The organism is Gulosibacter sp. GYB002, assembly GCF_036577665.1.
Lineage (GTDB): Bacteria > Actinomycetota > Actinomycetes > Actinomycetales > Microbacteriaceae > Gulosibacter > Gulosibacter hominis.
In genome coordinates this window covers 159,119-185,135 of record NZ_JARBDD010000003.1, presented here as the reverse complement: position 1 = coordinate 185,135, position 26,017 = coordinate 159,119, and the positions used below count along the sequence as shown (strand labels likewise).

25 protein-coding genes, 1 tRNA gene and 1 pseudogene are annotated in these 26,017 nt (G+C 61.1%); 11 read left to right on the top strand and 16 right to left on the bottom strand.

Annotation, left to right across the window (positions count from 1 at the left end; all coding sequences use genetic code 11):
* Positions 1–113: 113 nt before the first annotated feature.
* From PV375_RS02980 to PV375_RS02960, 5 genes are all read left to right on the top strand, one after another.
* A tRNA-Trp gene (locus PV375_RS02980) sits at positions 114–186 on the top strand.
* Positions 187–433: 247 nt separating this feature from the next.
* Positions 434–988 carry a preprotein translocase subunit SecE gene (gene secE, locus PV375_RS02975; protein ID WP_332106066.1) on the top strand — a complete coding sequence of 185 codons (555 nt, stop codon included), beginning with the start codon at positions 434–436 and terminating at the stop codon, positions 986–988.
* A 73-nt stretch (positions 989–1,061) separates the two neighbouring features.
* On the top strand, positions 1,062–1,976 hold the full coding sequence (gene nusG, locus PV375_RS02970; protein ID WP_332106065.1) for a transcription termination/antitermination protein NusG: 915 nt from the start codon (positions 1,062–1,064) through the stop codon (positions 1,974–1,976).
* Positions 1,977–2,203: 227 nt separating this feature from the next.
* Positions 2,204–2,536 (top strand): hypothetical protein, encoded by a 333-nt coding sequence (locus PV375_RS02965; protein WP_332106064.1) that lies wholly within the window; start codon positions 2,204–2,206, stop codon positions 2,534–2,536.
* Between the two features lie 15 nt (positions 2,537–2,551).
* A complete protein-coding gene (locus PV375_RS02960; RefSeq protein ID WP_332106063.1) occupies positions 2,552–2,830 on the top strand; it encodes a hypothetical protein in 279 nt (92 codons plus the stop codon).
* Between the two features lie 19 nt (positions 2,831–2,849).
* Here the strand turns inward: PV375_RS02960 and PV375_RS02955 are convergent.
* The 5 genes from PV375_RS02955 to argC form a co-directional block, all read right to left on the bottom strand.
* Positions 2,850–4,084 (bottom strand): IS3 family transposase gene (locus PV375_RS02955; RefSeq protein WP_332106062.1). Its coding sequence is split into 2 segments (ribosomal slippage): positions 2,850–3,793 and positions 3,793–4,084, totalling 1,236 coding nucleotides; the frame shifts between segments, so codons are not numbered across the junction.
* 79 nt (positions 4,085–4,163) lie between these two features.
* Positions 4,164–5,114 (bottom strand): ornithine carbamoyltransferase, encoded by a 951-nt coding sequence (argF, locus tag PV375_RS02950; RefSeq protein ID WP_332106061.1) that lies wholly within the window; start codon positions 5,112–5,114, stop codon positions 4,164–4,166.
* A 53-nt stretch (positions 5,115–5,167) separates the two neighbouring features.
* Positions 5,168–6,103 carry an acetylglutamate kinase gene (argB, locus tag PV375_RS02945; RefSeq protein ID WP_439108915.1) on the bottom strand — a complete coding sequence of 312 codons (936 nt, stop codon included), beginning with the start codon at positions 6,101–6,103 and terminating at the stop codon, positions 5,168–5,170.
* 74 nt (positions 6,104–6,177) lie between these two features.
* Positions 6,178–7,344 (bottom strand): bifunctional glutamate N-acetyltransferase/amino-acid acetyltransferase ArgJ, encoded by a 1,167-nt coding sequence (gene argJ / locus PV375_RS02940; RefSeq protein WP_332106060.1) that lies wholly within the window; start codon positions 7,342–7,344, stop codon positions 6,178–6,180.
* Positions 7,341–8,387, bottom strand: a complete 1,047-nt coding sequence (gene argC / locus PV375_RS02935) for an N-acetyl-gamma-glutamyl-phosphate reductase (RefSeq protein WP_332106059.1) — start codon at positions 8,385–8,387, stop codon at positions 7,341–7,343. The genes argJ and argC overlap by 4 nt, the downstream gene beginning before the upstream one ends.
* A 105-nt stretch (positions 8,388–8,492) precedes the next feature.
* Here argC and PV375_RS02930 point away from each other — a divergent pair, with 105 nt between their 5' ends.
* Positions 8,493–9,788: an aminotransferase class V-fold PLP-dependent enzyme gene (locus PV375_RS02930; RefSeq protein WP_332106058.1), complete on the top strand. Its 1,296-nt coding sequence runs from the start codon at positions 8,493–8,495 to the stop codon at positions 9,786–9,788.
* A complete protein-coding gene (gene sufU, locus PV375_RS02925; protein WP_332106057.1) occupies positions 9,788–10,255 on the top strand; it encodes a Fe-S cluster assembly sulfur transfer protein SufU in 468 nt (155 codons plus the stop codon). The genes PV375_RS02930 and sufU overlap by 1 nt, the downstream gene beginning before the upstream one ends.
* Before the next feature lie 10 nt (positions 10,256–10,265).
* Here sufU and PV375_RS02920 read toward each other — a convergent pair whose 3' ends face one another.
* The 8 genes and pseudogenes from PV375_RS02920 to PV375_RS02885 form a co-directional block, all read right to left on the bottom strand.
* Positions 10,266–11,477 (bottom strand): MFS transporter, encoded by a 1,212-nt coding sequence (locus PV375_RS02920; RefSeq protein ID WP_332106056.1) that lies wholly within the window; start codon positions 11,475–11,477, stop codon positions 10,266–10,268.
* A 362-nt stretch (positions 11,478–11,839) separates the two neighbouring features.
* Complete coding sequence (tpx, locus tag PV375_RS02915) at positions 11,840–12,343, bottom strand: thiol peroxidase (RefSeq protein WP_332106158.1); 504 nt, start codon at positions 12,341–12,343, stop codon at positions 11,840–11,842.
* Positions 12,344–12,691: 348 nt separating this feature from the next.
* Positions 12,692–13,528 (bottom strand): annotated as a pseudogene (locus tag PV375_RS02910) (EamA family transporter); the annotation flags it as partial.
* 83 nt (positions 13,529–13,611) lie between these two features.
* Positions 13,612–14,511: a polyphosphate kinase 2 gene (gene ppk2 / locus PV375_RS02905; protein ID WP_201518369.1), complete on the bottom strand. Its 900-nt coding sequence runs from the start codon at positions 14,509–14,511 to the stop codon at positions 13,612–13,614.
* Positions 14,512–14,549: 38 nt separating this feature from the next.
* On the bottom strand, positions 14,550–15,344 hold the full coding sequence (locus PV375_RS02900; protein WP_332106055.1) for an alpha/beta fold hydrolase: 795 nt from the start codon (positions 15,342–15,344) through the stop codon (positions 14,550–14,552).
* A gap of 30 nt (positions 15,345–15,374) precedes the next feature.
* Complete coding sequence (locus PV375_RS02895) at positions 15,375–16,154, bottom strand: class I SAM-dependent methyltransferase (protein ID WP_332106054.1); 780 nt, start codon at positions 16,152–16,154, stop codon at positions 15,375–15,377.
* 26 nt (positions 16,155–16,180) lie between these two features.
* Positions 16,181–18,247 (bottom strand): chorismate-binding protein, encoded by a 2,067-nt coding sequence (locus PV375_RS02890; protein ID WP_332106053.1) that lies wholly within the window; start codon positions 18,245–18,247, stop codon positions 16,181–16,183.
* On the bottom strand, positions 18,244–18,927 hold the full coding sequence (locus PV375_RS02885) for a hypothetical protein (RefSeq protein ID WP_332106052.1): 684 nt from the start codon (positions 18,925–18,927) through the stop codon (positions 18,244–18,246). The genes PV375_RS02890 and PV375_RS02885 overlap by 4 nt, the downstream gene beginning before the upstream one ends.
* On the opposite strand from PV375_RS02885, the gene PV375_RS02880 reads away from it, so the two are divergent.
* The gene (locus PV375_RS02880) at positions 18,902–19,138 is read left to right on the top strand and encodes a hypothetical protein (protein ID WP_332106051.1); all 237 of its coding nucleotides are present in this window, start codon (positions 18,902–18,904) and stop codon (positions 19,136–19,138) included. The genes PV375_RS02885 and PV375_RS02880 overlap by 26 nt on opposite strands.
* Positions 19,139–19,307: 169 nt before the next feature.
* The gene (locus tag PV375_RS02875; RefSeq protein ID WP_201518374.1) at positions 19,308–19,748 is read left to right on the top strand and encodes a DUF6892 domain-containing protein; all 441 of its coding nucleotides are present in this window, start codon (positions 19,308–19,310) and stop codon (positions 19,746–19,748) included.
* A gap of 16 nt (positions 19,749–19,764) precedes the next feature.
* Here PV375_RS02875 and PV375_RS02870 read toward each other — a convergent pair whose 3' ends face one another.
* Together PV375_RS02870 and PV375_RS02865 are read right to left on the bottom strand one after the other, a co-directional pair.
* The gene (locus PV375_RS02870; RefSeq protein WP_332106050.1) at positions 19,765–20,460 is read right to left on the bottom strand and encodes an MOSC domain-containing protein; all 696 of its coding nucleotides are present in this window, start codon (positions 20,458–20,460) and stop codon (positions 19,765–19,767) included.
* 49 nt (positions 20,461–20,509) lie between these two features.
* Positions 20,510–22,120, bottom strand: a complete 1,611-nt coding sequence (locus PV375_RS02865; RefSeq protein ID WP_332106049.1) for a polysaccharide deacetylase family protein — start codon at positions 22,118–22,120, stop codon at positions 20,510–20,512.
* Positions 22,121–22,249: 129 nt separating this feature from the next.
* Between PV375_RS02865 and PV375_RS02860 the strand changes: the two genes are divergently transcribed.
* A complete protein-coding gene (locus PV375_RS02860) occupies positions 22,250–23,395 on the top strand; it encodes a serine/threonine-protein kinase (protein ID WP_332106048.1) in 1,146 nt (381 codons plus the stop codon).
* A gap of 26 nt (positions 23,396–23,421) precedes the next feature.
* Here PV375_RS02860 and PV375_RS02855 read toward each other — a convergent pair whose 3' ends face one another.
* Entirely contained in the window at positions 23,422–25,275 is a 1,854-nt protein-coding gene (locus PV375_RS02855) for a vWA domain-containing protein (protein ID WP_332106047.1), read from the bottom strand.
* Between the two features lie 80 nt (positions 25,276–25,355).
* Here PV375_RS02855 and PV375_RS02850 point away from each other — a divergent pair, with 80 nt between their 5' ends.
* A complete protein-coding gene (locus PV375_RS02850; RefSeq protein ID WP_332106046.1) occupies positions 25,356–25,904 on the top strand; it encodes a hypothetical protein in 549 nt (182 codons plus the stop codon).
* Positions 25,905–26,017 lie beyond the last annotated feature (113 nt).

Here is a 26,017-nt window from a genome sequence, read left to right as displayed (position 1 = left end):
GTAGCAGCGTGGCCAGGGCCCGTAATTGCGCGGGCTGGCTCAGAATGGCGAGATTGCCAGAAAGCGACTAAACTAGGCGAGTCGCTGACTGCGCTAAGCTGATCGGCAGACCTAGGGCGGTAGCTCAATTGGCAGAGCAGCGGTCTCCAAAACCGCAGGTTGCAGGTTCGATTCCTGTCCGCCCTGCAGCTGACAAGAACCCCGTGGCGAGTCCCACGGGGTTCTTGTTTTGGTGTCGTGGTTGTTTGGTTTCGTTGCGGCCGCGCCAGCATTCCGGATGCTCTGCTCAATGCATCCATTGGTGGGAATGAGTAGACGCATTCGTGCCGGTGAAGTAACCTGGTGGAGTTGCCCAACGGCATCATGTGGCGTGCCCAAAAACAACCGCACCCACACCCAACGACAGGGGCATCCAACGACAGGGGGAAATCGCGTGGCCACTGACGAGCGTGATGACGAGCAGATCGACTCGACGAGCGACGAGCTGACGAGCCGTGAAGCCGACGACGCTGCCAGCGAAAAGCCAAGCGACGCTGACGCCGAAACGGCGACCGACGACGCTGCTAACGATGCAGAATCGGGTTCGACTGATGCTGATGACGCCGCTGAGGTGGCCGGGGCAGCCAAAAAAAAGTCGAAAAAGGTGAAGGCTGCGTCGACCGAGCCGAAGGGTAAACGCACCCCCAAACGCAATGAAAAGCGCGACAAAGACGACACCGAGGGTGAGCGTCGTGGCGTCAAGAAGTTTTTCCAAGAGGTCGGGGCCGAGCTCAAGAAGGTGGTCACTCCCACCAGAAAAGAGCTGTGGCGCTATGTGGGCGTGGTGCTCGGCTTCCTCGTGGTGATGATGCTGATCGTCACGCTGCTTGACTTTGCCTTCGGTATTGGGTCGAGCTGGCTTTTCGGTAACGGAACACAACTGTTCCCGGAAGCACCGGCAAGCCCTGACCCGACCGCTATTCCAACTCCCGCACCGACGGGACAGTAATCCCGTTCCGCGCTAGCCAACGGTGCTGGTGCGATGACTTCACTTCACAACGATCGAAACGAGAAGAGTTCAAGTGTCTGACCGCAACCTATCCGACCCCAATAACCTGTTTGAGTCGGCCGAAGAGCAGGACTCGGAAGTTCAGGAGGCCCAGGAGGGCGACCGCGTCGACGAATTTTCGGCTGACGAGGTTGCCGCGGCCATCGATCAGGAAGACGCCGACTTCGACGACGATAGCGACGAGGCCGAGCTCACCAGCGAGCTGAGCGACCCCGAGGTGGACGAGCAGGTTAACGACGTGCTCGATGTCGATAACGCCGAAGAGGAAGCCGCCCAGGCCGCCGCCACCACCGACGAAGCTGAGGCTGCCGAGCAGGTCGACCCGCTCGTTGCCTTCAAAAAAGACCTGCGCCGCCGCCCCGGCAAGTGGTACGTCATCCACACCTACGCCGGTTTTGAGCGCAAGGTGCGTGAAAACCTCAACCAGCGCGCCCAGACCATGGATGTTGAAGACGACATCTATGAGATCCAGGTGCCGATGGAAGATGTCGTTGAGATCAAAAAGGGGCAGCGCAAGATGGTCTCGCGCGTACGCATCCCCGGCTATGTCATGGTGCGTATGAACCTCAACGAAGACACCTGGTCGGTTGTGCGCCACACTCCCGGTGTGACCGGATTCGTTGGCAACGCCCACAACCCCGTGCCGCTGCGTCTCAACGAGGCATTCGAGATGCTCAAGTCGACCGTCGAAGTGCCCTCGGATGCTGCCGGCGCCGCCGCCACCAAGGGTGGTGCTGACAAGCAGCCGATCACCGAGGTTGAGTTCGAGATCGGCGAGACCATCACCATCAAGGAGGGCTCGTTCGAGGGTCTCAACGGTACGATCACCGAAATCAACACCGCCAGCGGCAAGCTCACGGTGCTGGTTTCGCTGTTCGGTCGTGAGACTCCGGTTGAGCTCGCCTTCAACCAGGTCATCAAGCTCTAGCGAGCTACCGATATCGAGCAATTGGTCGCGCCGCCCTTTTGAAAGGGCGGCGCGACTTCGTATCTCTGCTCCCAGCAAAACGAGTCACTTCTGTTACTGAAACATCTGGAATGACAGAGTGGATGGTCGTAGCATCGTGACGTGCGGAGTGAACGAATCGACCAATGAAGGTCGATGAAACTGGTTCTGCTGCTGCACACTGTGGCCACTAATCAAGGGAGAGACAAATGGCTCACAAAACTGTCCGCAACGTACTGATTTCTGTGGCGCTGGGGGGCACCTGCGCCTTTGGTGCAGTGGCGACAGCCCAGGCCGCAACGCTCTACGATCACATTAACTACGGCGACGAAATGGGTTCTTGGGGGTCGGGAGATCTTCCAAGTTGGGCCAATGACAGGGCCAGCTCGATCAAGAAAGGGGCATCACGGTTGATGTGTGAAAACAAGGGCTGCACCGGTCGTACGGCACCGCTCGACAGCGACAAAAATGATTTGCGTTCATTCACCGTAAATCTTCACATTGGTGAGAGCTGGAGTGACCGGATCAGCGCGCTTCGCTAGGTGAGGGTAGGTTCAATGCGCAGTTTACGAGCGCTGCGTGTCGCCGTGAGCGTGGGGGCGCTAACCAGCGTGCTCGCGCTCACGGCGTGCAGCGAAAGCACCGATTCGGTGTCACGCGACGAATCGGCACATGCCCGCCTCGATCGAGAAACGGGGCAGATCATTACCCCCTTTTCGGAGTATCTTCTATTCGATGATGCCGCTGAGCAAGCCGTAGTAGACCAAGCACACCGTGTCTATCTAGGGCACTGTATGGAGGCTGCGGGGCTTGCCTTCAACGCCACCATGGCCTGAAGTGCCCTGAGTTTTGTTCCTAGGCTTGTGCCTTGATTTCCATTATTCCTTGACCGGGGTGGTGTTCCCAAAATTCGGCTTCTACTTCAGCCGGCGTGCGGTAGCCCAGGCTCTGGTGAAGCCGTGACTCGTTCCACCAGTTAACCCACTCGAATGTGGCGATTTCCACGTCGACGACATCGGCCCACGGCCGCCTATGGATTAGCTCATTCTTGTAGGAACCGTTGACGTTCTCAGCCAAAGCATTGTCATAGGAGTCGCCCACCGTCCCAGTGGACGCTGCGATACCGTGCTCGGCCAGGCGCTCGTTGTAGACGATGCTCACATATTGTGAGCCGTGGTCTGAATGGTGAATCAATCCCGTTGTTTCCTTGGCATACACGATTGCCTGGTTGAGCGCCTGCAGCGGCAGGGCTTCGGTGCGCATCGAATCCGACAGCGCCCATCCGACGATCCTGCGGGAGAATACATCGGTCACGAACGCGGTGTACACAAAGCCTTTCCTGGTGCGCACGTAGGTAATGTCCGCCACCCACAACCGATTAGGGCCAGGAACCCTAAATTCACGATTTACCAAGTCGGGGCGAAGGTCTGGGCCCTTGGGTTTGCGCGTTGTGATTGGTGCCCCACCTTTGCCCTTGCCGGACAGACCAGCGCTGCGCATCAGCCGGGCTGTTTGCTCGCGGCCAATGTCAATGCCTTGGCGTTGCAGCACGCGCCACATCTTCCGCACACCGTAGACGCCGTAATTTTCAGCATGAACGTCGCGAATATGCTCTACAAGAGCAGCGTCGCGAAGACTGCGGGCGCTTAAGCCCCGGGCCTTGGATTGGCGGTATCCACGCGAGCTAAGAAAACCGCCTTCGCGATGCGTGTTTAACGTCTGACAGATGAACTCGACTGAGAAACGATTCCGATGCTCATCGATGAATCGGATCATTTCCGACGTTTTAGGTCGAGTTCGGATGCGAAAAAAGCCGAGGCGGCTTTCAACAACTCATTGGTGTCCCGCAGCTCTTGATTTTCTCGACGTAACCGTGCGTTTTCTGCAGCAAGGTCCTCGGGCATTGATTCCACAACACGTCCTTCGCGACGAGCGGCCTGCGTCCATTGCCTCGCCGTGTGCCACGAGACACCCAGTTTGGGTGCCACGATCTTGCAGGCTGCCTGCATGGACATGTTCTCCGCCAGGATGCGATCTTCCACGAGGCGGACCACACGGTCCTTAGCATCCTGATCAAATTTTCTAGGCATGTTCCAGATTTTCCCATCTACTCAAACGGAACAAAACCTGGGGCACTTCAGGTTGTGCACCGTTGTGTATGGCTCGCGCCTAGTCGCGCAGCAGCACCGTTTCGTCCTTGGCCTTCGCCAACAGCCACGCCAGCAGGGCCTTCTGCGCGTGCAGGCGGTTTTCGGCCTCGTCAAAAATCACCGATTGCGGCCCGTCGATGACGTCGGCGTCAACTTCGAAGCCCCGGTCGGCAGGCAGGCAGTGCATAAAAATCGCGTCGTCAGCGGCGTACGCCATAACTTCGCGGGTGACGCGATAGTCGGCAAACGCCTCCAGGCGGCGCTGTTTTTCGGCCTCAAATCCCATCGACACCCAAGTGTCGGTGACGACAATATCCGCGCCCGTGGTGAGCTCGACAATGTCTGAACCGACCAGCACCGATCCCCCGGTTTCGGCGGCGATACGGCGTGCATCCTCGACCACATCCTCGCGCGGCAGGTAACCGTCGGGCGAAACGACCCGCACGTGCATTCCGGCCGTAACACCGCCGAGCAAATATGAGTGCCCCATATTGCTGCGACCGTCGCCGATGAACGTCATGGTGCGTCCGGCGGTGCCGCCCTTGTGTTCACGAATTGTCAGCAGGTCGGCCAGCAGCTGGCAGGGGTGAAAGTCGTCGCTGAGCCCGTTGATGATCGGGATGCGCGTGCCCGCAGCCATCTGCTCGAGGCCTTCCTGGGCGTAGGTGCGCCACACGACAGCTTCGACCATGCGTTCGAGCACCCGCGCGGTGTCGGCGGGCGTTTCTTTACCGCCGAGCTGGCTGGTTGCGGTGGTAAAAATCAGCGGGCTACCGCCGAGCTCTGAAATACCCACGTGAAACGACACTCGGGTGCGGGTGGACGACTTGTCAAAAATCACCGCGACCGATTTCGGGCCCTCGAGCGGACGGGCGGCGAAACGGTTGCGCTTGAGTTTTTCGGCCAGGTCGAGAATCTCAGCCTGCTCGGCGGGCGTGACATCGTCATCGCGGAGGAAGTGGCGAATCATTTGGAACCTAATTTCTGCTCGGTGTTGAGGTCTGTTCGATTGTCTCGGGTGGCCTAGTCGGCCTTCACTTCGGTGCCGAAGCCGTCGTGGGTAAAAATTTCCATGAGCGTGGAGTGCGCCACTCGCCCATCAATAATGGTGGCCTGTTTGACGCCGCCATCGATCGCTTCGAGGCAGGCCTGGGCTTTCGGGATCATTCCCGAAGCAAGGCCTGGGAGCATATCGCGCAGCTCTTCGGGGGTGAGCGAGGATGCGAGCGAAGAGCGGTCGGGCCAGTTGCGATAAATGCCCTCCACATCCGTCAGCATCACCAGCTTTTTGGCGCCGAGCGCCACCGCGAGCGCCGCCGCTGCCCGGTCGGCATTGATATTGAGCGCTTTGCGCGGGTGATCGATATCGGATGCGATGGTCGACACCACGGGGATGCGTCCGGCGGCGATGTCGGCGAGCACCACCTGCGGGTTCACCCGTTCGATCTCCCCCACCAGGCCGAGATCGATGGGGTTGCCCATCGCGTCGGTGGTCTTGCGGCGCGCCTGAAAGAGGCTCGCATCCTCACCCGATACGCCGGTGGCAACCGGGGCAACCTCGTTAATGGCGGCCACGAGCTCACGCGCCACCTGGCCACCGAGCACCATGCGCACAATCTCCATCGCCTCGGGTGAGGTGTAGCGGTAGCCGGCACGAAACTCGGATTCGATGCCGACACGTTCCAGCATCCGGCTAATGTGCGGGCCGCCGCCGTGCACCACAACCGGGCGCACGCCCGCGTAACGCAGGAAGGCGATGTCGGCGGCGAACGCGTCGAGCAGCGACGGGTCGATCATCGCGTTGCCGCCAAATTTCACCACGACAATCTGCTGGTGGTATCGCTGCATCCACGGCAGCGCCTCGATGAGGGTTTCGACTTTGGCGACTGCGGGTCGGTAGCGCGGATCAAAATCGGGGTATTGCGCCTCGCTTGCGCGCTGTTCGGTCAGCGCCGGGATGGCGCCGGTGGTTGCCGGAATTTTGCTATCGGTGAGGTTCGAAAAATCGGTCACAATATCTGCCGTTGCTGCGCCTACGAACTGTAGGCGCTGTTTTCGTGGACGTAGTCGTGGGTCAGGTCGTTGGTGAGGATCGTGCCCTCACACTCACCCGCGTGCAAGTCAATCAGCACGGTGGTTTCGCGCGGTGTGAGATCAACGCGATCAACGGGTTCGTACGGCGTTCCGGCTTTGCAGACCATGACGCCGTTGATGGTGACGTCGAGCTCTTGCGGTTCGAAGATCGCGTCGGTGGTGCCGGCTGCGGCGAGCACGCGCCCCCAGTTGGGGTCGTTACCGAAAATCGCTGCCTTGAACAGATTTGAGCGGCTGACGGCACGCGAAACTGCCATCGCATCCTCAACACTGGCTGCGCCCACGGTGGTGATGGTGATGTCGTGGCTCGCGCCCTCGGCATCCTGTTGCAGCAGCTTGGCGAGTTCGGCGCACACCTCGATGAGTTGGCTGGTGAACTCGGCCTCGTCGGGGGTGATGCCCGAAGCGCCCGATGCCATGAGTGCCACAGTGTCGTTGGTTGACATGCAGCCGTCGGAATCGACGCGATCGAAGGTGACGGCGGTGGCGGACCGCAGCGCGCGGTCGAGCGCTGCATGTTCAAGATCGGCATCGGTGGTGATCACCACGAGCATGGTGGCAAGCCCCGGTGCCAGCATCCCGGCGCCCTTGGCCATGCCGCCAATGACGTACCCGCCCTCGCCCTGGCGCTGCGAGACTTTTTCGTGGCTGTCGGTGGTGAGGATGCCTTCGGCCGCGTTGTGTGCCGAAGTTTCGTCGCTACCGAGCTCGTTCACGGCGGCTTCAACACCGGCGAGCAGTTTGGCGCGGAAAATTTCGTCACCGGCTCCGATGAGCCCGGTGGAGCACACGAGCACATCGCTCGGCTGCAGGTCGAGCAGTTCGGCGGTGCGCTGGGCGGTGAGTTCGGTGGTTTCGTAGCCGAATTGGCCGGTGTAGCAATTGGCGCCGCCCGAGTTGAGGGTGATGGCGGATGCGGTGCCGTCGGCGATCGCTTCGATCGACCAGATCACGGGGTTGGCCTGGCAGCGGTTGCTGGTGAACACGGCTGCCGCTGCCGCGGAGGGGCCGTCGTTCACGACGACCGTGACGTCTCGCTTACCCGTCGACTTAATACCGGCAACAACGCCGGCCGCGCGAAATCCTTTGGCTGCGAGAACACTCACGGTGCAACTCCGTTCACTGGGAGGGCCAGCTGTTCGGGCAGGCCCAGGGCAATATTGGTTGATTGGATGGCGGCACCGGCGGTGCCTTTGACGAGGTTGTCAATTGCCGAAATGACGATCAGCCGTCCCGCGCGTTCGTCAATGCCGAAGCCGATGGCCACACGGTTTGAGCCGACAACATCGCTGGTGCGCGGATAGGCGCCCTCGTCAAGCAATTCGATGAAAGTTTCGTCGGCGTAGGCGGCTTCGTAGGCCGCGCGGATCCGGTCGAGGTCGACTCCTGGTGCGAGTCGAGCACTGCAGGTGGCCAGAATACCGCGCGCCATCGGCACGAGCACCGGCGTGAACGCGAGGGTGCTGTCGAGATCCGAAGCCCGGCGCAGGTTTTGTTTGATTTCGGGAATGTGTCGGTGGCTGCCATAGCCGTTATAGGGCACGGCGTTGCCGAGCAGTTCGCTGCCGAGCATTGCCACTGATGCTTTTTTCCCGGCGCCCGAGGGGCCAACGGCAAGCACCGCGGTGAGGTCTTCGGGGTCTACGAGCCGCTCGGCAATTGCCGGGGCGAGCGCCAGCGATACCGCGGTGGCATTGCATCCGGGCACCGCGATGCGTCGCGCGTCGCGCAGCTGGCGACGCTGTTTACCGCCGGATGCAAGCGGCAGTTCGGGCATCCCGTAGGTGAACGTTCCCGCCCACGGACCGGGATAGTAGTCGCGCCAGTCTTGCTCGCGTTCGAGCCGAAAATCGGCGCCAGCATCAACAATCAGTGCCGAATCATCGAGCTGCTTGATGATTTCGGCCGAAGCGCCGTGCGGTAGCGCCAAGAACACGATGTCGTGCTCGGCGAGGGTTTCGGCGCTGGTGGGTGCGAGCTGCATATCGCCGTAGCTCGCCAGATGCGGATGCACCTCTCGCAGCCGCTGCCCCGCCTGCGAGTGGGCGGTTACGGTGCGCACCTCAATTTCGGGATGGGCAGCGAGCAGACGGAGCAGTTCGCCGCCGCCGTATCCGGATGCGCCGGCTACTGCTGCGGTAAATGTCATGTACCTATCCTAGTGCGGCCAATGCACACCCCGATTTCGCGTCTCAGGCGCGTAGCACTTCGCAATGCGGCGCGTGTTTTCGGGCGGCTCACGTACGCTCGAAATATGAGCACCGTGACTGATTCTCACAACCCCGAGGCCGTCCTCAGCGATGAGCAGGCGCGCCAGCTGCGTCGCGACTTCCCGATTCTCGCGAGCACAGTGCACGATAAACCGCTCACCTACCTCGATTTTGGGGCCACCGCGCAGCGTCCACAGGCGGTGCTCGATGCCGAACTCGAGTTTTTGACCGAACACAATGCTGCGGTGCATCGTGGCGCACACGAGCTGGCGGCACTGGCCACCGATGGGTTTGAAACGGCGCGCGAGACGGTGGCGGCGTTTATCGGCGCCGATGCCGACGAAATTGCCTGGCAGCAGAACGCAACCGATGCGCTCAACACGGTGACGCTCGCACTATTGCGTGCGTCGCTGGCAGGCACCGGCCGGTTTGCGTTGCAGCACGGCGACGAGATCTTGATTACCGAGGCCGAGCATCACGCGAACCTGGTGCCCTGGCAGCAGCTTGCCGAGGCGACCGGCGCGAAGCTGCGCTGGGTGCCGGTGAATGAGCGCGGCACCTGGTCGGTTGCGGATGCGCGGGCGCAGCTTTCGGCCCGCACGCGCGTGTTTGCGTTCGCGCAGGTGTCGAATGTCACCGGACATATTGCACCGGTTGCCGAGCTGGTTGAGCTCGCGCACGCCAAGGGGGCGATCGTGGTGCTCGATGCCTGCCAGTCGGTGCCGCACCGCCCGGTGGATGTGCACGAGCTCGGTGTTGATTTTGCGGCGTTCTCGGGCCACAAAATGTGCGGCCCGACGGGTATCGGCGTGCTGTATGGCCGCCAGGATGCGTTTGCCGAGCTTCCGCCGGCACGCACCGGCGGTTCGATGATTGAGATTGTCGAGATGGAACGGTCGACTTTTTTGCCCGCTCCCACCCGTTTTGAGGCCGGCACGCAACCGGTTTCGCAGGCGGTGGCGCTGGCGGCGGCATGTGACTACTTGGATGCGGTTGGTATGTCGGCGATCGCGGCGCATGAGGAAGCGCTCGGCGCTCGGCTTGTGGCCGAGCTTTCGGCGCTGCCCGGTGTGCGGGTACTCGGCGATGATGCGTCGGTGCCGAGGTCGGGACTGGCGACGTTCTCGGTGGCGGGGCTGCATCCGCATGATCTGTCGCAGTTTTTGGATGCGGAGGGTATCGCGGTGCGGGGCGGGCACCACTGTGCTCAGCCGCTGCATCGCCGACTGGGGCTCACCGCTTCGACTCGCGCGTCGACCTATCTGACCACCTCTGGTGATGAGATTGATCACCTGGTTGACGCGGTGGGCCGCGCGATTGACTGGTTTGGAGCGCGCTGATGAGCGAGCTTGCAGAGCTGTACCAGCAGGTGATTTTGGATGCGTCCCGTCGGCGCCACGGTGAGGGCGAACTCGACCCGTTTGACTGCGAGCATTTCGAAAAGAACCCCTCGTGTGGGGATGAGCTGCGGGTGCGGCTGCGTTTGTCGGGAAATGGCGAGGATGCGGTAATTGATGCGATCGGCTGGGTGGGCGATGGTTGCTCAATCTCGATGGCGTCGACGTCAATTGCGGTCGAACAGCTGCGCGGCCGCAGCATTGCCGCGGCACGGGAAGCGATTGCGGCGATGCGCGAGATGATGCGTTCGCGCGGCAAGCTCAGCTATGACGTGGATTCCCGCGAGGCTGAACTGCTGGGTGATGCGGTCGCATTTGAGGGCGCGGCGAAATATGTGATGCGGGTGAAGTGCGCCATGTTGGCGTGGGTGGCGGTGGAGGCCGCGCTGCGCGAGCAGATGTCGCAATAGTGCGGACTGATTACGTCTCGATGTGGGCAGCTCGGGGGCGCGCCACGGCGGTGAGTGTCAGACAGATAAGGCCGCTCAGCAACAGCCCTGGAATCGGGTTCTCGACAACCTGAAACAGAAACCCGAGCCAGACGCCGATGAATGACCCAAGTGCCGAGAGCGTGAAAACCCAACCGATGACGCGCCGAAATTGCGCAGTTTTTAAGATCGCCTGCCGAGCAGTCGATGATATAAATGAGAACGCCATCAGGCCGCCGGTAATTACCAAGAATCCTGGCACCACGAGCATCCGGTCCGAGCCCCAATGCTGACTGCAAAGCGCACCGATAAACGCCAGGATGAATCCCGCGGTCGCGACAACGAGCACCCAATAGGCGAGACTGTGTTTTGCATCGCTCCACCGCTTCATAAACCAGCCGCTAACCAATGGCACCGCCACGGCGGTGATACCCACAAGCAGCATGACCACACTCATCCGGATCGTAATTTCTGTTTGTTGAGCACCGCGCGCAATCCAAATACCGAGATAGCTGCCAGTTACCGCCAGCGTGAGTGTGCAAAAGCCTGCTGCTGTGGCAGATAGGTATCCCCCGCTGAGGAGCTCTGCTCGCCAAACGCGTGCCCGCTGCCAAAACGACAACTGTTTTCGTGCGCGCTTGGCTGAGCTGAATTCTTCGGCGCTATCGGATTCCTGATCGGTTGATTTCTTGGCGCTGCTGGATGGGTCGAATTGGCGCACTGAAAAGTGACGCAGCAGCAGTGCAGTAAGCGACATGAGCGCGCTCAAGGCGAGCAACACCATCACGCTGAGCGCGCCAAGTACCACGCCCAATGGCCGCCCCATAATGCTGCCCGCAATTGCGGTTGCTGTTGAGATCAGCACATTCCCACGCAACACAACGCTCTCATCAAACTGCCCCAAGTCGTTGAGATAGAGTTCCTCGGCAATATCCACAAAAAGCGGCAGCGGCGAAACGACAACCAGATATCCGATGAGCACCCACAGTGCCGTTTCAGGAAAAATCATCACGATGACAAGTGCCGCAACGGTGACGAGCAGGTCGATCGCTTCGATGCCGAACAGTACACGGGTCGGCGGAAAACGTTCCAACCACCGCGTCACCACGACCGCAAGCATGTCTTCAGCCTGAGTCAGTGTTTGGTAGAACGGCACCCAAATCACCGCGAGCGCGCCCAGTGCCACCGACCCCGACAACGGCACCGTCAATAAGCTCGGAACCGATATACGAGGCAATGAATCCGAGCACCATGAATGTTTGTGCCCGGCGCAGCAGGCGCAATTGACGATGCCCCACGACAGAACTCCCCTCAGGCCCATCACTTAGTTCACGAGCAAGGGCCCGCTTGCCACGCCGGTTTATCCGCTTTGATCTATCCGGTGATGTTAGCCACTTTACCCCCGCCCCTGAATCGATAGGGGGAGCCATGATTCCCATGTCCCGCACGGCAATCACTGCGCAGCAACAAGCAGCATTCCAAGTCGAGATAAGTCACAAAAACGCGGTGTGCTCCTCAAATCGAAGGAGCACACCGCGCTACGGATCATTCAGCGATACCTAAGCTCTAGGCGCTCAGCGCAGCCTTGGCCGCGTCGTAGTCGGGCTCCTGACCGATTTCGGGCACGAGCTCAACGTGACGCACAGTGCCGTCGGTGTCGATCACCACGACGGCTCGGGCCAGCAGCGCTTCGAGCGGGCCGTCGACCATGAGCACGCCGTAGTCATTACCGAAGCTCGAGCGGAATGTCGAGGCGCTGACCACGTTGTCGATGCCCTCGGCACCGCAGAAGCGTTCTTGCGCGAAGGGCAGGTCGGCTGAAACGCAAACCACGACAGTGTTGTCGAAGCCTGCTGCCAGCTCGTTGAAGCGGCGCACCGATGCGGCGCACACGCCGGTGTCGATCGATGGGAAGATGTTGAGTACAACGCGCTTACCGGCGAAGTCGCTCAGCTTAACCGGTTCGAGGTCGGTGCCAACGAGAGTGAAATCGGGCGCCTTGCTGCCGACTGCGGGCAGGTCGTGGGCGAGGTTGATGGTGGTGGAGCCTTCAAGAGTCACATTTGCCATGTGGTTCATCGTCACAGGTGAACTTGTGTGTTCGCCCGAAGCCGCCGCATCGAGGTGTTGTTTTGCCGAGCGCTGTTGCTCTGCGGCCCGCTGTTGAATGATCGGGATCGCCTCGGTGGTCATCCCCGGCTCAAGGAACATCGCCCGCGAGGCACGCGCACGAGCCCCAGCAATACCGCCCACGCGCCGCTTATAGGCGGTGCGCTGTTTCACCAGGCGATGCGTTTCGCGGGCGTTTGCCTGCAGGCGGCTCGGCAGAATCGGCAGCGTGATCGGTGCGGTATCGGTTCCGGGGCCGGGATCAAGATCGACCTCAACCACCTTGCGGGCACCGAGCGTGATCCCCACGCTCGCACCGATCACCAGCAGCATCGATAGCAGCCGCAGCGGACCCGCCACCTGGTGCAGGATGAGCCAACCAAACGCCGTCGCCACCGCCGGTTCGAGACTGGTCAGCACCCCATAAACCGGTTTCGGTACTCGCCGCATCGCGTAGTACTCGAGGGTGAAGGGAATCACCGAGGCGAGCATCGCAACTGCCACCATGATGGCCACCAGTTCGCCGCTGCCGAATGCCGCGAGCGCCGCTACCCCGCCGAACGGCACCGCAGCCACAGCAGAAACTGCGAATGCCACGGCCAGGCCACCGGTGCCCTCGATTTTTGCGCCCGCGTTGGTGCCGGCGATGATGTACAGCGCCCAACAGGCGCCCGCCGCGAGCGCAAACACCACTCCCCACGGGTCGAGCGAGCTCACACCCACAAACGACTCCACGGCCAGCAGCACCATCGAGACAAACGCGAGCCCGATCCAAATGAAGTCGCGGGCGCGTTTTGACAGCACTGCCGAAAGCGTCAGTGGCCCGAGAAACTCGATTGACACCGCAATACCGATCGGCAGCCGCTCAATTGCCTGGTAGAACGTGACGTTCATCGCGCCAAGACTCAACCCGAGCCACACCGAGGCAAGCCACTGGTCTCGGTTCCACCGGTGAACTTTCGGGCGGGTAATCACCAGCAGCACGATCGCGGCGATCCACAGTCGCCAGGCACTGATGCCCAGCGGGTCGACGCGGTCGAAGGTCATTGCCGCGAGCGTCGACCCAAATTGCAGCGTGGATGCGGCCAGCAGGAGCGCGCCGATGGCCGGCAAAAGATTGCGGGATGGTGCGCTCGATGGACTCATAGCAAGATATGGTGCCTGTTGAACGTCACCATCGGCAAATCGATGACGAAAGGTGTCGGCGCGCGCCTGTCGGGTCGGTACGGCTAGTCGCGGTCGGCGGTGTGTTTTGCACGCGACACGATCAGCGGGTCGGGTGCGTACACGACCGATTCATCCTTGCCCTCATAGTCGAACTGGTTGAGGTAGGCACGCATGGCGTTGATGCGGGCGCGCTTTTTGTCGTTTGATTTGACGATGGTCCAGGGCGCGTAGCGCTTATCGGTGTATTCGAACTGCGCTTCTTTTGCCTCGGTGTAGTCTTCCCAACGGTCAATGCTCTCAAGGTCCATCGGTGAGAGCTTCCACTGACGCACCGGGTCGATCTGCCGCAGCGCGAACCGGGTGCGCTGTTCCTGCTGGGTGACCGAGAACCAAAACTTGGTGAGCGTAATCCCCGACTCGACGAGCATCTGTTCAAAGCGTGGCGCCTGGCGGATGAACTGCCGGTACTCGTCTTCGCTGCAGAACCCCATCACGCGCTCAACACCCGAGCGGTTGTACCAGCTTCGGTCGAACATCACGATTTCACCGGCGGTGGGCAGGTGTTCAACATAGCGCTGGAAATACCACTGGCCCCGTTCGACATCCGAGGGTTTGTTGAGCGCCACCACCCGTGCCGCACGCGGGTTGAGGTGTTCGGTGAAGCGTTTGATCGTGCCACCCTTACCGGCGGCGTCACGCCCCTCGAAGATGATGATGTGTTTTGCGCCCACATCCTGGCTCCAGTACTGGAACTTCAGCAGCTCGACCTGCAGCTGGTATTTTTCACGCTCGTAGGTTTCGCGGTCGAGCAGCTCATCGTAGGGATAGTTTTCACGCCAGGTTTCGACGGCGCTGCCATCGGGGGCGATCAGCACCGGGTCTTCTTCTTCGGCGCCGGAGACGCTATATCCCTCGGTGCGCAGCTTGTCGATATAGTCGCGGAGTTTCATTTTCTGAACCATGGCATCTTCTCCTTTTTCAAACGGTGATCGGCCACCTGCTAGCCGGCAAGGATGAGGAATTGTCGCAAAATCGAGACGAAGCGCTCGGGCTGATCGGCGTGCACCCAGTGCCCGGCATCGTGAAACGTCAAGCGGCGCACAGCCGGAAATAGTTCGCGCATCAGGGGAAGATCTTCGCGGCGCACATAGTGTGAATTACCGCCCGCGACCCAAAGCGTGGGGTTCGGGAAGGGCGGTTCGCTCAGCATCGGAAAACCAACCACCGCGCTGAGATCCCGCAGCAGCACGTGCACATTTGCTTGCCAGTAATAACCACCGTCGGCGCGCCGACGCAGATTTTGCATCAAAAAGCCGCGCATCTGCGGGTCGGGTACCGATTTGGCGAGTTCAGCATCCACTTCAGCGCGGCCGCTCGCTGCCGTCGGGTCGATTGCGGCCACACTGCCAATCAGGTGATTGAACTGGTTGCCGGTGGTTGCCGAGTTAACCGGGGCGATGTCTTCAATAACCAGCCCTTGCACGAGCTGCGGGTGCCGCAGCGCCAGCACCATCGCAATTTTTCCGCCCATCGAGTGCCCCACCAGGTGCACCGGGCCGCCGTAGGCAAAATCGCGGCTGAGGTATTCGGCGATCGTATCGGCAAGTTCGATATAGCTGAAGTGGTCAGTCCATCCCGATTCACCGTGGTTGGGCACGTCGATCAGCAGGCTCGAATATTCGTCACCGAGTCGATCCGCGATCGTATAAAAATTACGCCCACGCCCCATCAGACCGTGCAAAAAGACGACCCGTTGCGGGCCGCTGCCCACCTGTTGAGATGCAATCGCGACCATACTTCGAGACTACTTGAACCCGGCGCAAGATCACCTGCGTGCGGTGATGATCACATAGTCAGTTTCGGTTACGACTTCGCCGGTTTCCGGGCTGGCATATTCACGCAGGTGCTGCTCAAGTGCTTCCAGCAGCGCCGTCTGACGGTCGCCGGCAAGTTTCACCAGATAGGCCGTCGGTGGACTGCCTTCGAGGTAGTAGCGCATCCCGTCTGCCACCGAGTTGAAATTCCAAGTTGTCGAGTGCCGCTCAAATGCGATGTCGTCGAACCCGACCGATTGCAGGCGATCTCGTGCCACGGCTTCGTCACCCCAACGCATATGGGCAGGGAGTGCAGATCCAGGCATAAACACCCGCTGTGCCACGAGTGTCATCTCTGCCAAAAACCCGGTCACTCCCCAGGCACTCATGATGAGTGAGCCACCGGGCCGCAGAATCCGCCACCACTCGCGCGGGCCCGCTTCCGGGTCGCAAAACATCGACCCGAAATTGCTCGCAATAGCGCCGACGCTCTGGCCGGGAAGTGAAGTTGACTCACCCGTAGCGGCAACCCACTGGATGCGGTCGCCGAATCGTTTGATCCCGATGTCTCGCATCCGGGCAACGGGTTCGATGGCCACCACATGGCGAGAATCGGGTTGTAACTCGGCAGCGAGGTGTCCGTGTCCGGCACCGAGATCAACAACGGTGTCGTCCGGCGTGGTCGCGTTCAGGGCACGCCGCGCAATGTCGACAGCGATGGGTGCCAGCCGGTCGGCGGTCGGCGCGTAATCGCTGCTCGCCCACACCGCTTCGATTTCGTTCGACGCCACGAGACTCCCCTTCGCCAGTCAACAGATTAACGATATCCATTCTCATCAATTGCTGGCTGTGTATCGCCTTGGCGCGAAACAGGAATCGGCGCTGACAGCTTGAGCAGCATTTCGTCAAGCTCACCCTGCGGCGTTGAATCGAGAACAACCGCTCCCCCAGCACTCACCGACAGCGTGCCCTCGCTGAAGATGAGCGAGCGGATCACAATACTGAGATCGACATTGCCATTTCCACTGAAAAAGCCAAGCACTCCCGAATAGAGACCCCGCGGATGCCCTTCGAGCTGCGAGATCAGACTCATGGTGCGTTCTTTCGGCGCACCGGTCATCGAACCACCCGGGAACGTAGCCGCAAGCAGGTCGATACCGTCAACTCCACCAGCGAGCGTGCCAGTGATACGTGACATGAGCTGATGCACGGTAGCGAATGATTCCACTCGCATCACCTCGGGAGTGGCGACAGTGCCGGGAACGCAAACACGCGCGAGATCGTTGCGCAGCAGATCAGTGATCATGAGCAGTTCGGCACCGGTTTTCGCGTCGCTGAGTAACAGAGCTCGCTGTCTTGCATCCATTGCGGCATCCGAAGCTCGTGCCGTTGTGCCCTTGATGGGTTTTGTCTCGACCCGACCAGCCTCCACCCGCAAAAAACGTTCTGGTGAAGAGCTCAGTACGGCGGTGTCAAATACCCGAACGTAGGCCGCATACGGCGCCGGGTTTGCCTCGCGTTGACGCAAATACAGCTCGGTGAGTTCATCCGTGCTGGGCCTGATCTCGATCTCGGCACGGGTCGTCAGGCACACCTCATAGGTTTCGCCAGCTCGCAAATATTCGTGCACTTGGCGCACCCGGGCGCGGTACTCGTTGTCGCTGATGCGTCGATGGTCGGGCAGCGACGCGAGCGCAGTCTCAAGTTCGGTCGACAACGGCATGCGTTCATTTGGGCTTGCCTGAGCCAGCTGCGCGGAGGTTTCCCGCAACCAGTGAGATTCATGACCGTCGATTTCAGCAACCAGCCAGGCTCGGTCGGTGTGATGATCGATGGCAAGATAGCGTCCTGCGCGCATCCAGATTGCCTCTGGCTCGGCGACTTCCCACGGCACTTCGAAACCCAGTTCGCGGCGCGCTTCATAGCCGTGCACGCCAATCCAGCCGCCCTGCAATGGCAACGATACGGCGACCGGCTCGATCACTTCGGTGGTGAATGAGTGGGAACGCAGCGCAGCGAGCATGCCGCCCGGAAGATGCTCCTGGATGTTTCCGCAGTGGTCGTATCGGCGCACTTCACGCGCGTCCGCGATCAGCGCTTCAGTGCCAGCACCAAGGAATGACCACTGGCGCTCGCCGGCGGTGCCCACCACACTGTCAAGCCAGAACGCAAACGGAGCCCCATCACTGAGCAGCCGGAATGCGCCGGCCGCATCCGGCACTGCAATTTCTACGGCACGCAATTGCACGCGGGATTTTTCGAGGCGCGGAGGCTCGGATGCGTCACGAATCGGTTCAGGTGCCGAAACAATCGGCAAACCAACCAGCTGCGCCCACGACCGGATGATCGCGACACCGTTGTCGGTACGCACCGATTCGGGATGGAACTGCACACCCCACCAGGGCCGGTCGCTGGCATGGATGGCCTGAATCACGCCGTCTTCCGCGACCGCATCGATGATCAACCGATCACCGGGCTCGTTAATCGCCAGCGAGTGATAGCGCACCACCCGCATTCCGTTCGTTACCAGTGCGGGGCCACCATGCTGCAGCGCCAGTGTCGACAGCTGGCCGTGACACGGCTTAACTCGAGCCACCGTGGCACCGCTCAGCAGCGCCAAAATCTCATGCCCGAGACAGACGCCGAGCACCGGTACCGATGAGCGGGCTACGAGCTCGGGCACCGCGCCCACATCGCTCGCACGGTTCGGGTCACCGGGACCCGGCGACAGGATGAGCGCATCATATGCTGCGATGAGCTTGCCCCCCACATCGGGGTCGTCGTAGCGAACAACGTCCGGCAACACCCCGATCGCACGAAAGACCAGATCGCGCAGGTTGTAGGTGAATGAGTCGTGAAAATCGATGAGCAAAATGCGGGTCACAGAAGTGGCTCCGCATCCGTCAACCACCGTGCTCGCCACTGTGCTGCCTGCTGCACTGCGGCTCGGCTCGGTGCACTGCCGGCCACCACCATCGGTCGCACTCCGTGCAACGCATTGAGCGCAAACACGCTCCCCTCGGCCATAGCCCGGTAGAGCTCGACCGCTTCAATGCGGCGCGAATGAACTGGCCCGATCACCTGCGAAAACCAGTGGAGGGTGGTCGATCTCAGTGCCGGAGCATCCGGGCCAACGAAACCGGTTTCGGTGAGCAGCACGATCGCTGCGGTTGTGGTTTCGGCCACCGCACCTCGCCGCACAAGCACCACTTCACCGTCGCTGGCCGCATCCTGCAGCCAGTTGAGCTCGGGTCCCTTGAGCTCAGGCCATTGCCGCTCGTCAACAACCGGTTCGCGTTGCACTTCAAGCACCGTTCCCTGCGCGGGAGCTGGGCGATCGACCAGGGTCACACCGCTTACGGTCGCTTCAAGTCTGGGAAAACGCCGGCCCGAAGTCACTCGTGAACCCAGCTGCGCGTACAACCTTTCAGCTTCCGCGGCACGTGTCTCGTCATAGCAATTGCGCACGGCGGTAACGAAACGCTGTTGATGCACGGGAATATCGGTTGCGCGGCCGTCGACGACAAGGAACGAGTCGATGATTCGCGGCACCGAAATACACATAGCCGACAGCTTAGGGGTTCCCGGGTTTTCGGGCGACCCGGTCACTTTTGATTTTGCGGACGGCTGTCTGGTTGAAATCGAAGTGACTGACAAGCCCATTGCCAGTGGCGGGTTCGAGCGCGAGTTCGAGCTCGAAATCTCGCGGCGGGTTGATGAAACCGGTGCACCCGTTGAGGGTCAGACCCCGAAGTGTGGTTTCACCGTTTCCTAATCCCTGATTGGTTCGCTCGCTCCGGCTAGGAGCCTGGGCGCGCGAACTCGTTTACAGTCGGCGCAGGTCGAGAGCAGGGTGTTGGGCAAGCGCTCGGTGCCACGAATTATTCACGACGCGTTCATTGGAATACGTACTAGCTTGCTACTGAAACGCGAAGGGAATCACCATGGAATTTGTTGACTTTAACGTCAAGCTCTTGGTCCTCGAAGAACTCATTGCTGAAGACATCATCGACCCACCTCACGCCACCGGTCACGATTGGCTTATGGCGGCACGCAATATTGATTGGGATGCGGCAGAAGAGCTGCTGTATGACGATCTTTTCGAAAAGTTGATCCCGGAAGCCGCCGAATGGGCACGCAACATCGAACTCACACAGGAACAGCTCAACACCATTGAATATTTGGGATTCGATGGCGGCAACGAGATCTATGGCTTGCTTGCCCCGTCGTGGAGCGGTGAGGATGATCTATTCATCCCGGAAACCTGGGTTGATGTCACACCCGAACGTTTCCCAAACCTGAATGAACTGGTCTATGTCGGTGACATCGAGCCCGAGGTGCGCGAACGCCTCGAGGCTGCCGATGTCGAGATTGAAGAGTTCTAGCAGCTCACACAACCATTCACGTGCGTTTGTGTCCGGGCGACAAGCGGTCGCCAATTGTCACCGATCCCGGCGCAACCACATCGGCATAGATCGCGGCGCACATGTCGCGGTCTTGAGCCAGCGACTTCAACCATTTGTGTTCGGCAGCTGCACCGTCCTGCGGCACATCGACCATGCGGCAGCGGGGCACGCGTTTCACCGCCCGCAGTCGAACCCCGCCAACCACCAGTTCTGACCCAACCCAGCTTTCTTCTTCGAACGGTTCATCGGTCTCGACCACGATATTGGCCCGCAGCCGTCGCGGATCGGCATCGATCCCCCGCTGCCGCCACCACTCAAGCGTCGCAGTGCCGATCAGCGAAACCGATCCCTCATCGAAGTGGGATGCATCCGCATCCTCGACCACCCGCATCGGTTCGCCCATCAGCTCGGTTAGCCGACCAGCCAGTTCGGGGCTGGTGGCGGGCCAGGATGCATCCCCGTGCTGCACCCGCACCTCGCCACCCGTCGTTGTGGCTCGAAATTCAAAAATTTCATCGTGCCGTCGAAAACGTTTCGAGTTCTTTCCCGACACGAGGTGGTCACCCGCGTCGCGAACCGCATAGCGACGGTCGCCGACCAAACCGCGGGCGTTGAGTTCGATGCTCGTGAGCGCCTCGCCTCCCATGGATTTAACCGGGTAGCGGCGCAGCTGTTCAACGTTGAATGGCATTGCTGAAGCGTATCGGGCCGGGCACCGATAGCGCGAACCGGCAGCACCGCTAACAACTTGGCAGTGCCAGCACCACGTATCCCTCCGAGTCGAGCCGATTGAGAATCTTGTCGAGCGCGGCCACCGACTGCTCGCGCGAACCACCGCCGTCATGCATGAGCACCACCGAGCCGGGACCCACATCGCCCAGCACGCGGTCGACAATTTTGTCGACGCCGAGCCGTTTCCAGTCTTCAGAATCGACCGTCCACAGCGCCTGCGATTTTTCCATTGAGCTCAGCACATCGCGAACGCGCCCATCTGTGGCGCCGTAGGGCGGCCGCACACATCGCGCACCGCCAATTGCGTCATCGGTCTGCGTAATCTGTGCGCGCAGCTCGTTATCGTTCAGTTCGGTGAAATCGGGATGCGACCAGCTGTGGTTGCCAACCGTATGCCCGGCATCGCGCACGCGCTGCACCATGGCCGGCTGGTTGGCAGCCTGCGCGCCGATCATAAAAAACGTCGCGTGGGCATTGTGTTTGGCCAGCAACTCGAGCACCTGCGGGGTGTACTCGCTCGGGCCATCATCAAAAGTCAGGTACACAACCGGCCGGCCGCTGTCGTCGTAGCTCGCAAGATTGTCGAGCGCGCTCGGCATCGACGGCAGTGGATCGGGAATAACCGAAACAAGAACATCCATCATGGTGACCGGCGCGTGGTCGCTGCCAAGCCGCACCCGCGCATCCCCCATCACCGACACTTCACCAAACTCATCGGGATGCTGTAGCTGCCCCTGCTCGTCAACTACGGTGATCGCGGGATCGCTAATGGGTTCGCCCGATTTATTGGTGATGCTGAGGCTGTGGGTTTCGGGCACGTGCACACTGATTTCCACCGGCTGCCCAAATCGCAGCGGGCCGGTGGCATGAAACGTGGGCGCATCGGTGCGGCTTTCGGCGCGGGCCTGGCCGATCTCGGCGGCGCGATCAGCGGGCATTCCGGTGGCGCTCTCGCCGAGTTTTTCGAGCTGTACCTGCAGCTCGCCGGCTTCGTTGGTCAAAATCGTTTCTTCGAACGGCCGCGCTTCGCCGGGGTTATCGCCGGCGGCAGCCACTGAATTTGCGGTGGTGACCGCGCCGGTGATCCGCACCTGATCTCCGCTAGCTTTGGGCGCATCCAGTTGCAGGTCGGTGCCAATAAACGCGCCACCGGTTATCTGCGCGTCGCCTTCAGGCTGCGTGAGTGCCGCCACCGCAAAAAAGTCGCGCGAGTCGGCATCCTGCACCGAATAAATGCCGAGATAGTCGCCTCGGTCATCGCCGTTGAGATCGACTTCGACGCCCTGTTCGCGGCGCAGTGACCGGGCAGCCGCGAGTTCGCCATCGCTCGGGGATGCACCGATCTGGTCGAACACGGTTTTTACGACCGCGGCGGGGTCGGTGGAGAGGGCCTCAGTGAGCGTGTCTTGAGCTGACTTTGGCGCGAGCGCAAAAATCCCGCTGATTTTGCCGCTCCATAGCGCGTAGACGCCACCGGCGACCAGGGCGACCACTGCCAGCACCGCCGCGATCGCGTAGCTGCGGTTACGGCGGGAGCGCCGGGTGCGGCCTTCCTGGTGGCGTGCCGAAGTCATACTGAACGAATCCTTATTGCGGTGTGGTGTGACATTTGAGCTCATAGCCAGTCTGCTTGAACCCGGCCCTATCGAGCGTGAGCGGCGCCGAAGCGAAACCAAGGTGTTATGCGAGTGTTTATGGCCCTGGCGTGTATATTTCAGCGTTTTTAAAGCCATCTAGACTGTCCCCCGATGTTTCCCACCGATCCCGCCGCATCCCACTCGGCCGACGCTCGCCCATCCGGGCCGCGCGTGCTCGCTTCGCGTTTTGAGCTGCGCGAACAGATCGGTTCGGGTGGCGCCAGTTCGGTGTGGCGGGCGTTCGACCGCAAGACCGGCCGTGAGGTGGCAGTTAAACAGCTGCGCGCTCACGATGCGGGGATGCTGCTGCGCTTTGTGCGCGAGCAGGCGCTGCGTTTTCATCACCCGCATATTGCCGCGCCCAGCGGCTGGGCAGCCGACGACGACATCGTGGTGTTGAGCATGGATTTGGTGCGCGGCGGTTCGGTTGAAACGCTGGTGCGCGACCACGGCGCGCTGCCCGATTCGTTCGCCGCGGTGCTGCTGCAGCAGCTGCTGCTGGCGCTGGCTGAGATTCACGATCACGGAGTGGTGCATCGCGATATCAAGCCCGCGAACCTGCTGCTCGAGGCGACCGGATCGGGGCGCCCCGTGCTGAGGGTGGCTGATTTCGGAATCGCAGTGGTGCGCGATGAGCCGCGACTCACTGAGACCCGGATGAGCATCGGCACCCCCGGATATCTTGCCCCGGATGCGGCCGCTGGCGCCGAACCTGCCCCGCATCACGATCTTTACGCGGCCGGGGTGGTGGGTAAGCGGCTGATCACCGGGATGCGACCGAGCGAGTTCCCGGCAGAGCATGTTTCGCGACTGTGGCCGGTTTTGGAATGGCTCACCGACGCCGATCCGCAGCGGCGCCCGCACACCGTCCACGAGGTGCTGCAGCGGCTCGCAGCCGAACGCCTGGTTCCCGATAGTGCACCCTGGCAGGGTGAGGAAGACGCGCCGTTCGTGTTTGATCAGTTTGACAGCGGCGCGGCACCCGCAGGTTTGGATACGCGCGCCGGCGATGCCCAAATGGCCGGCTACGAAATGACCAAGCGTTTTGCTGCACCGGATGCGCAAACCGTGGCGTTCACCACAACCGAACCGGACACAACAGCACCGGCCACAACCGATGACGAGACCAACGATGGTCCCGCTGCGGATGCATCCACAACCACCGACCGCGAACGCAAGCTGCGCGTGGTCGCAATCGTTTCGATCACGATGGCGACGCTATTGGCAGCCGCGTCCGCGGTCGTAGCGCTGTTGTAGTTCTCGATTCGTTGCCGGGCTGACCGCTAGATTCCGGCGTTCCTTTTCCGCAGTAGGACGATTGCGATCACACCAACTGCCGCGCACAGCAGGGCACCGCCGCCCAGCCCGCCGATAAGCGGCCAGTTCGGCCCGTCTTCGGCTGCCTGAGTTTTTTTGTCGCGCTTATCGGTGTCGCCTGCCGCGGAGGTCTCGCTGGGCGCGTCGGTGGTTGGCGCGGTCATTTCGGCATATTCGGGTGCACCGTCGCCGGCCTCGCCAACAACGTTGATCTGCATCGTGCCCTTCCACTCTTCTTGCTTGGTGTCGATCGCGTCTGGATCGCCACCCGATACGAGGATGTAGTAGCGGCCGGGCAGCGCGTTTTCACCCGCCGCGCCGATCTTGCCGCGGTTGTTGTAGCGAATATCCGTCGTGGTGGCTTTCATCGATACCGACCCCTGGTTGGACGAGTTGTAGCTGTCGGTTTCGAGGGTGGCGGCTTCTACACCCAGGGGTGAGATCAGTTCGGTGCTCCAGTAGACGCTGCTGCGGTCGCCCAGTTTGAGGTCGGTTTGCACCTGCAGGCGCTGCCCCCAGTCGAGGTCAACCGCGTAGATTTGCGCTTCGCCCTCGGTGAGCGCCAACGAGTGGCTACCCGGCTCGAGCACCGGGGCATCGCCGAAATTGGCGGCGCCGTACTGTACCTCGCCCGTTGCCGAGGCGGGCGGCATCTCTTCCCACTTGGGGTCCTCTGCCGGCTCGGGCAGGCTGTCGGCGTTGAGTGCCGGGGCTTCTTCGATCAGCGTGAGCCGGAACGGCAGTTCTTTCGCGCTCTCGAGCTCGAGGTTGACGCTCAACAGCAGTTCAGACGCCGATTCACACTCGGTGCTGGCGAGGCTCACGGCGTGCAGCCTTACCGGGCTGATGCCGGCGGTCGAGCCGGCTTCGCTGGCACACTTTCCGCCCGTTGCTGGGTCAACAAAAGTCAGTTGCAGAGAATTAATGCTCGCGACGGCACGTTCGGCCTGAATCAGCGCGCCGGCCCAGATGGTTGAGTCGTCGGCTGTTTTCGGGATGCGGTACCAGCGGTCTTTGCCGTCCTGCAGGGTGTCGGTGTAAACGTCTGGTTTTGCCTCAGGTGCGCTTCCCTCCTGGTCTCCGCCGGTGATGGGTTTGCCGTCCTGCGCGAAGTGCTGGCCGCTGCGCATCGCCGCATCGTTGATCGCGTTTTCGAGTTCGTCAGCGTTTTCAGCGTCGAAGTAGGTGCCGTTACCGTGATCGGCGATGCACTGCAGCTGTTCACGGGCCTTGCCGTCGACGTTCAGGCCGACCACATTGATTTTTAGGTTGATGCCCTTTGCGGCAAGTTTGTCGGCAACCGGGCAGGGGTCGGGCACGCAGGTTTCTTCGCCGTCTGATACGAGCACGATGGTGTGCTCTTCGTTCTCCCCTGGGCTGCCGATATCTTCACCGGCCTGTTCGAGGGCGTACGAAATCGGGGTCCAGCCAACCGGCGTGTATTTGTCGATTTCTTTACGCAGTGCATCCCGGTTGCCGGTGCCGATCGGTACGACGAGTTTTGAGTCGCGGCACGACTCTTCGCTGCCTTCGGCGGTTGCGGAGCTGCCGTATACGCGCAGACCCAGCTGGGTGTCTTCGGGGGCGGTGTCGACCAGCGAATTCAGCGCGTCTTTTGCCGCGTCGATTCGGGTTTTGCCGCCGCCGGTGGGTTCGGCCATTGAACCCGACGAGTCCATGACGAGGTGCACCTTTTGCACCTTCTGTTGTTCGATTTGTGGCGCGGGTGGCGCGGCTGACGCAGCACCGACCGCGAGTGTCGGCGTGAAGCTCAGCGCTGAAATTGCTGCTGCTGCCAGCAGTGTTCGCAGATGTTTCATTTCCCCTCCTTGTGTTTACACATGGAAAGTTTGAGCTACTGATGGATGCATGTCAAGTGTTTGCAGCGTATTCTTTTGGTGTGAACACAGGCCCCATCGAATCGGAAAACAGCTCGCGGCAGCGGGAACTCTACGGCGCAAGCGTTGCCGAAATCGTCGCGCACATCACCCGGTATCTGGGGAACAACCAGTCGCAGGTGGCCCGCACCATCGGGCTATCGGTGCCGATGCTCTCGCACCTGGTAGCGGCCAGACGGGCGAAAATTGGTAACCCCAGCGCACTGGCACGCCTGCAGCAACTGCATCTGCTGGCCCAGCAGGTTGCCGATGGCGCGGTGACGCCGGGCGAGGTGGATGCGCGCGTCGCGGTTATTGCCGAAACCAATTTCGATATCCAAGACACCACCACCCAGACCATGCGCTCGGCCACGCGCGACAGTCAGGTCTCGGTGCGAGAAATGCAGGATGTGTTTCGCGCCACCGCAGATGCCGCCGAGTGGCTCGCCATCGTTACCCAATTGCGCGAGTCGCATCCGGCGGCCGCCGAACTCATCTATGCCTATAGCGTGGCCCGCACCTCCGAAGCCGTCAAACACTGGGAGCGAACCATGCGCGGCACCGAGCACTAACTCACGGTAGCCAGCGCAAACTGCGGTATTAGTTCACTGACCGGGCTATATTCGAGCCTGGCTGTGTTCAGTTTCAGCCCCAACCGGGTCTTGGCCCCGCGCAGAAAGGAGTT

Coding starts and splice junctions, on each gene's coding strand:
- tpx (WP_332106158.1), bottom strand. CDS start 12,343: ATGGCAAATGTGACTCTTGAAGGCTCCACCACCATCAACCTCGCCCAC.
- PV375_RS02860 (WP_332106048.1), top strand. CDS start 22,250: ATGTTTCCCACCGATCCCGCCGCATCCCACTCGGCCGACGCTCGCCCA.
- PV375_RS02870 (WP_332106050.1), bottom strand. CDS start 20,460: ATGCCATTCAACGTTGAACAGCTGCGCCGCTACCCGGTTAAATCCATG.
- PV375_RS02865 (WP_332106049.1), bottom strand. CDS start 22,120: ATGAGCTCAAATGTCACACCACACCGCAATAAGGATTCGTTCAGTATG.
- PV375_RS02875 (WP_201518374.1), top strand. CDS start 19,308: ATGGAATTTGTTGACTTTAACGTCAAGCTCTTGGTCCTCGAAGAACTC.
- PV375_RS02930 (WP_332106058.1), top strand. CDS start 8,493: ATGAGCACCGTGACTGATTCTCACAACCCCGAGGCCGTCCTCAGCGAT.
- PV375_RS02960 (WP_332106063.1), top strand. CDS start 2,552: ATGCGCAGTTTACGAGCGCTGCGTGTCGCCGTGAGCGTGGGGGCGCTA.
- PV375_RS02900 (WP_332106055.1), bottom strand. CDS start 15,344: ATGGTCGCGATTGCATCTCAACAGGTGGGCAGCGGCCCGCAACGGGTC.
- PV375_RS02880 (WP_332106051.1), top strand. CDS start 18,902: ATGATTCGCGGCACCGAAATACACATAGCCGACAGCTTAGGGGTTCCC.
- argF (WP_332106061.1), bottom strand. CDS start 5,114: ATGATTCGCCACTTCCTCCGCGATGACGATGTCACGCCCGCCGAGCAG.
- ppk2 (WP_201518369.1), bottom strand. CDS start 14,511: ATGGTTCAGAAAATGAAACTCCGCGACTATATCGACAAGCTGCGCACC.
- argC (WP_332106059.1), bottom strand. CDS start 8,387: ATGACATTTACCGCAGCAGTAGCCGGCGCATCCGGATACGGCGGCGGC.
- PV375_RS02855 (WP_332106047.1), bottom strand. CDS start 25,275: ATGAAACATCTGCGAACACTGCTGGCAGCAGCAGCAATTTCAGCGCTG.
- PV375_RS02885 (WP_332106052.1), bottom strand. CDS start 18,927: ATGTGTATTTCGGTGCCGCGAATCATCGACTCGTTCCTTGTCGTCGAC.
- sufU (WP_332106057.1), top strand. CDS start 9,788: ATGAGCGAGCTTGCAGAGCTGTACCAGCAGGTGATTTTGGATGCGTCC.
- PV375_RS02965 (WP_332106064.1), top strand. CDS start 2,204: ATGGCTCACAAAACTGTCCGCAACGTACTGATTTCTGTGGCGCTGGGG.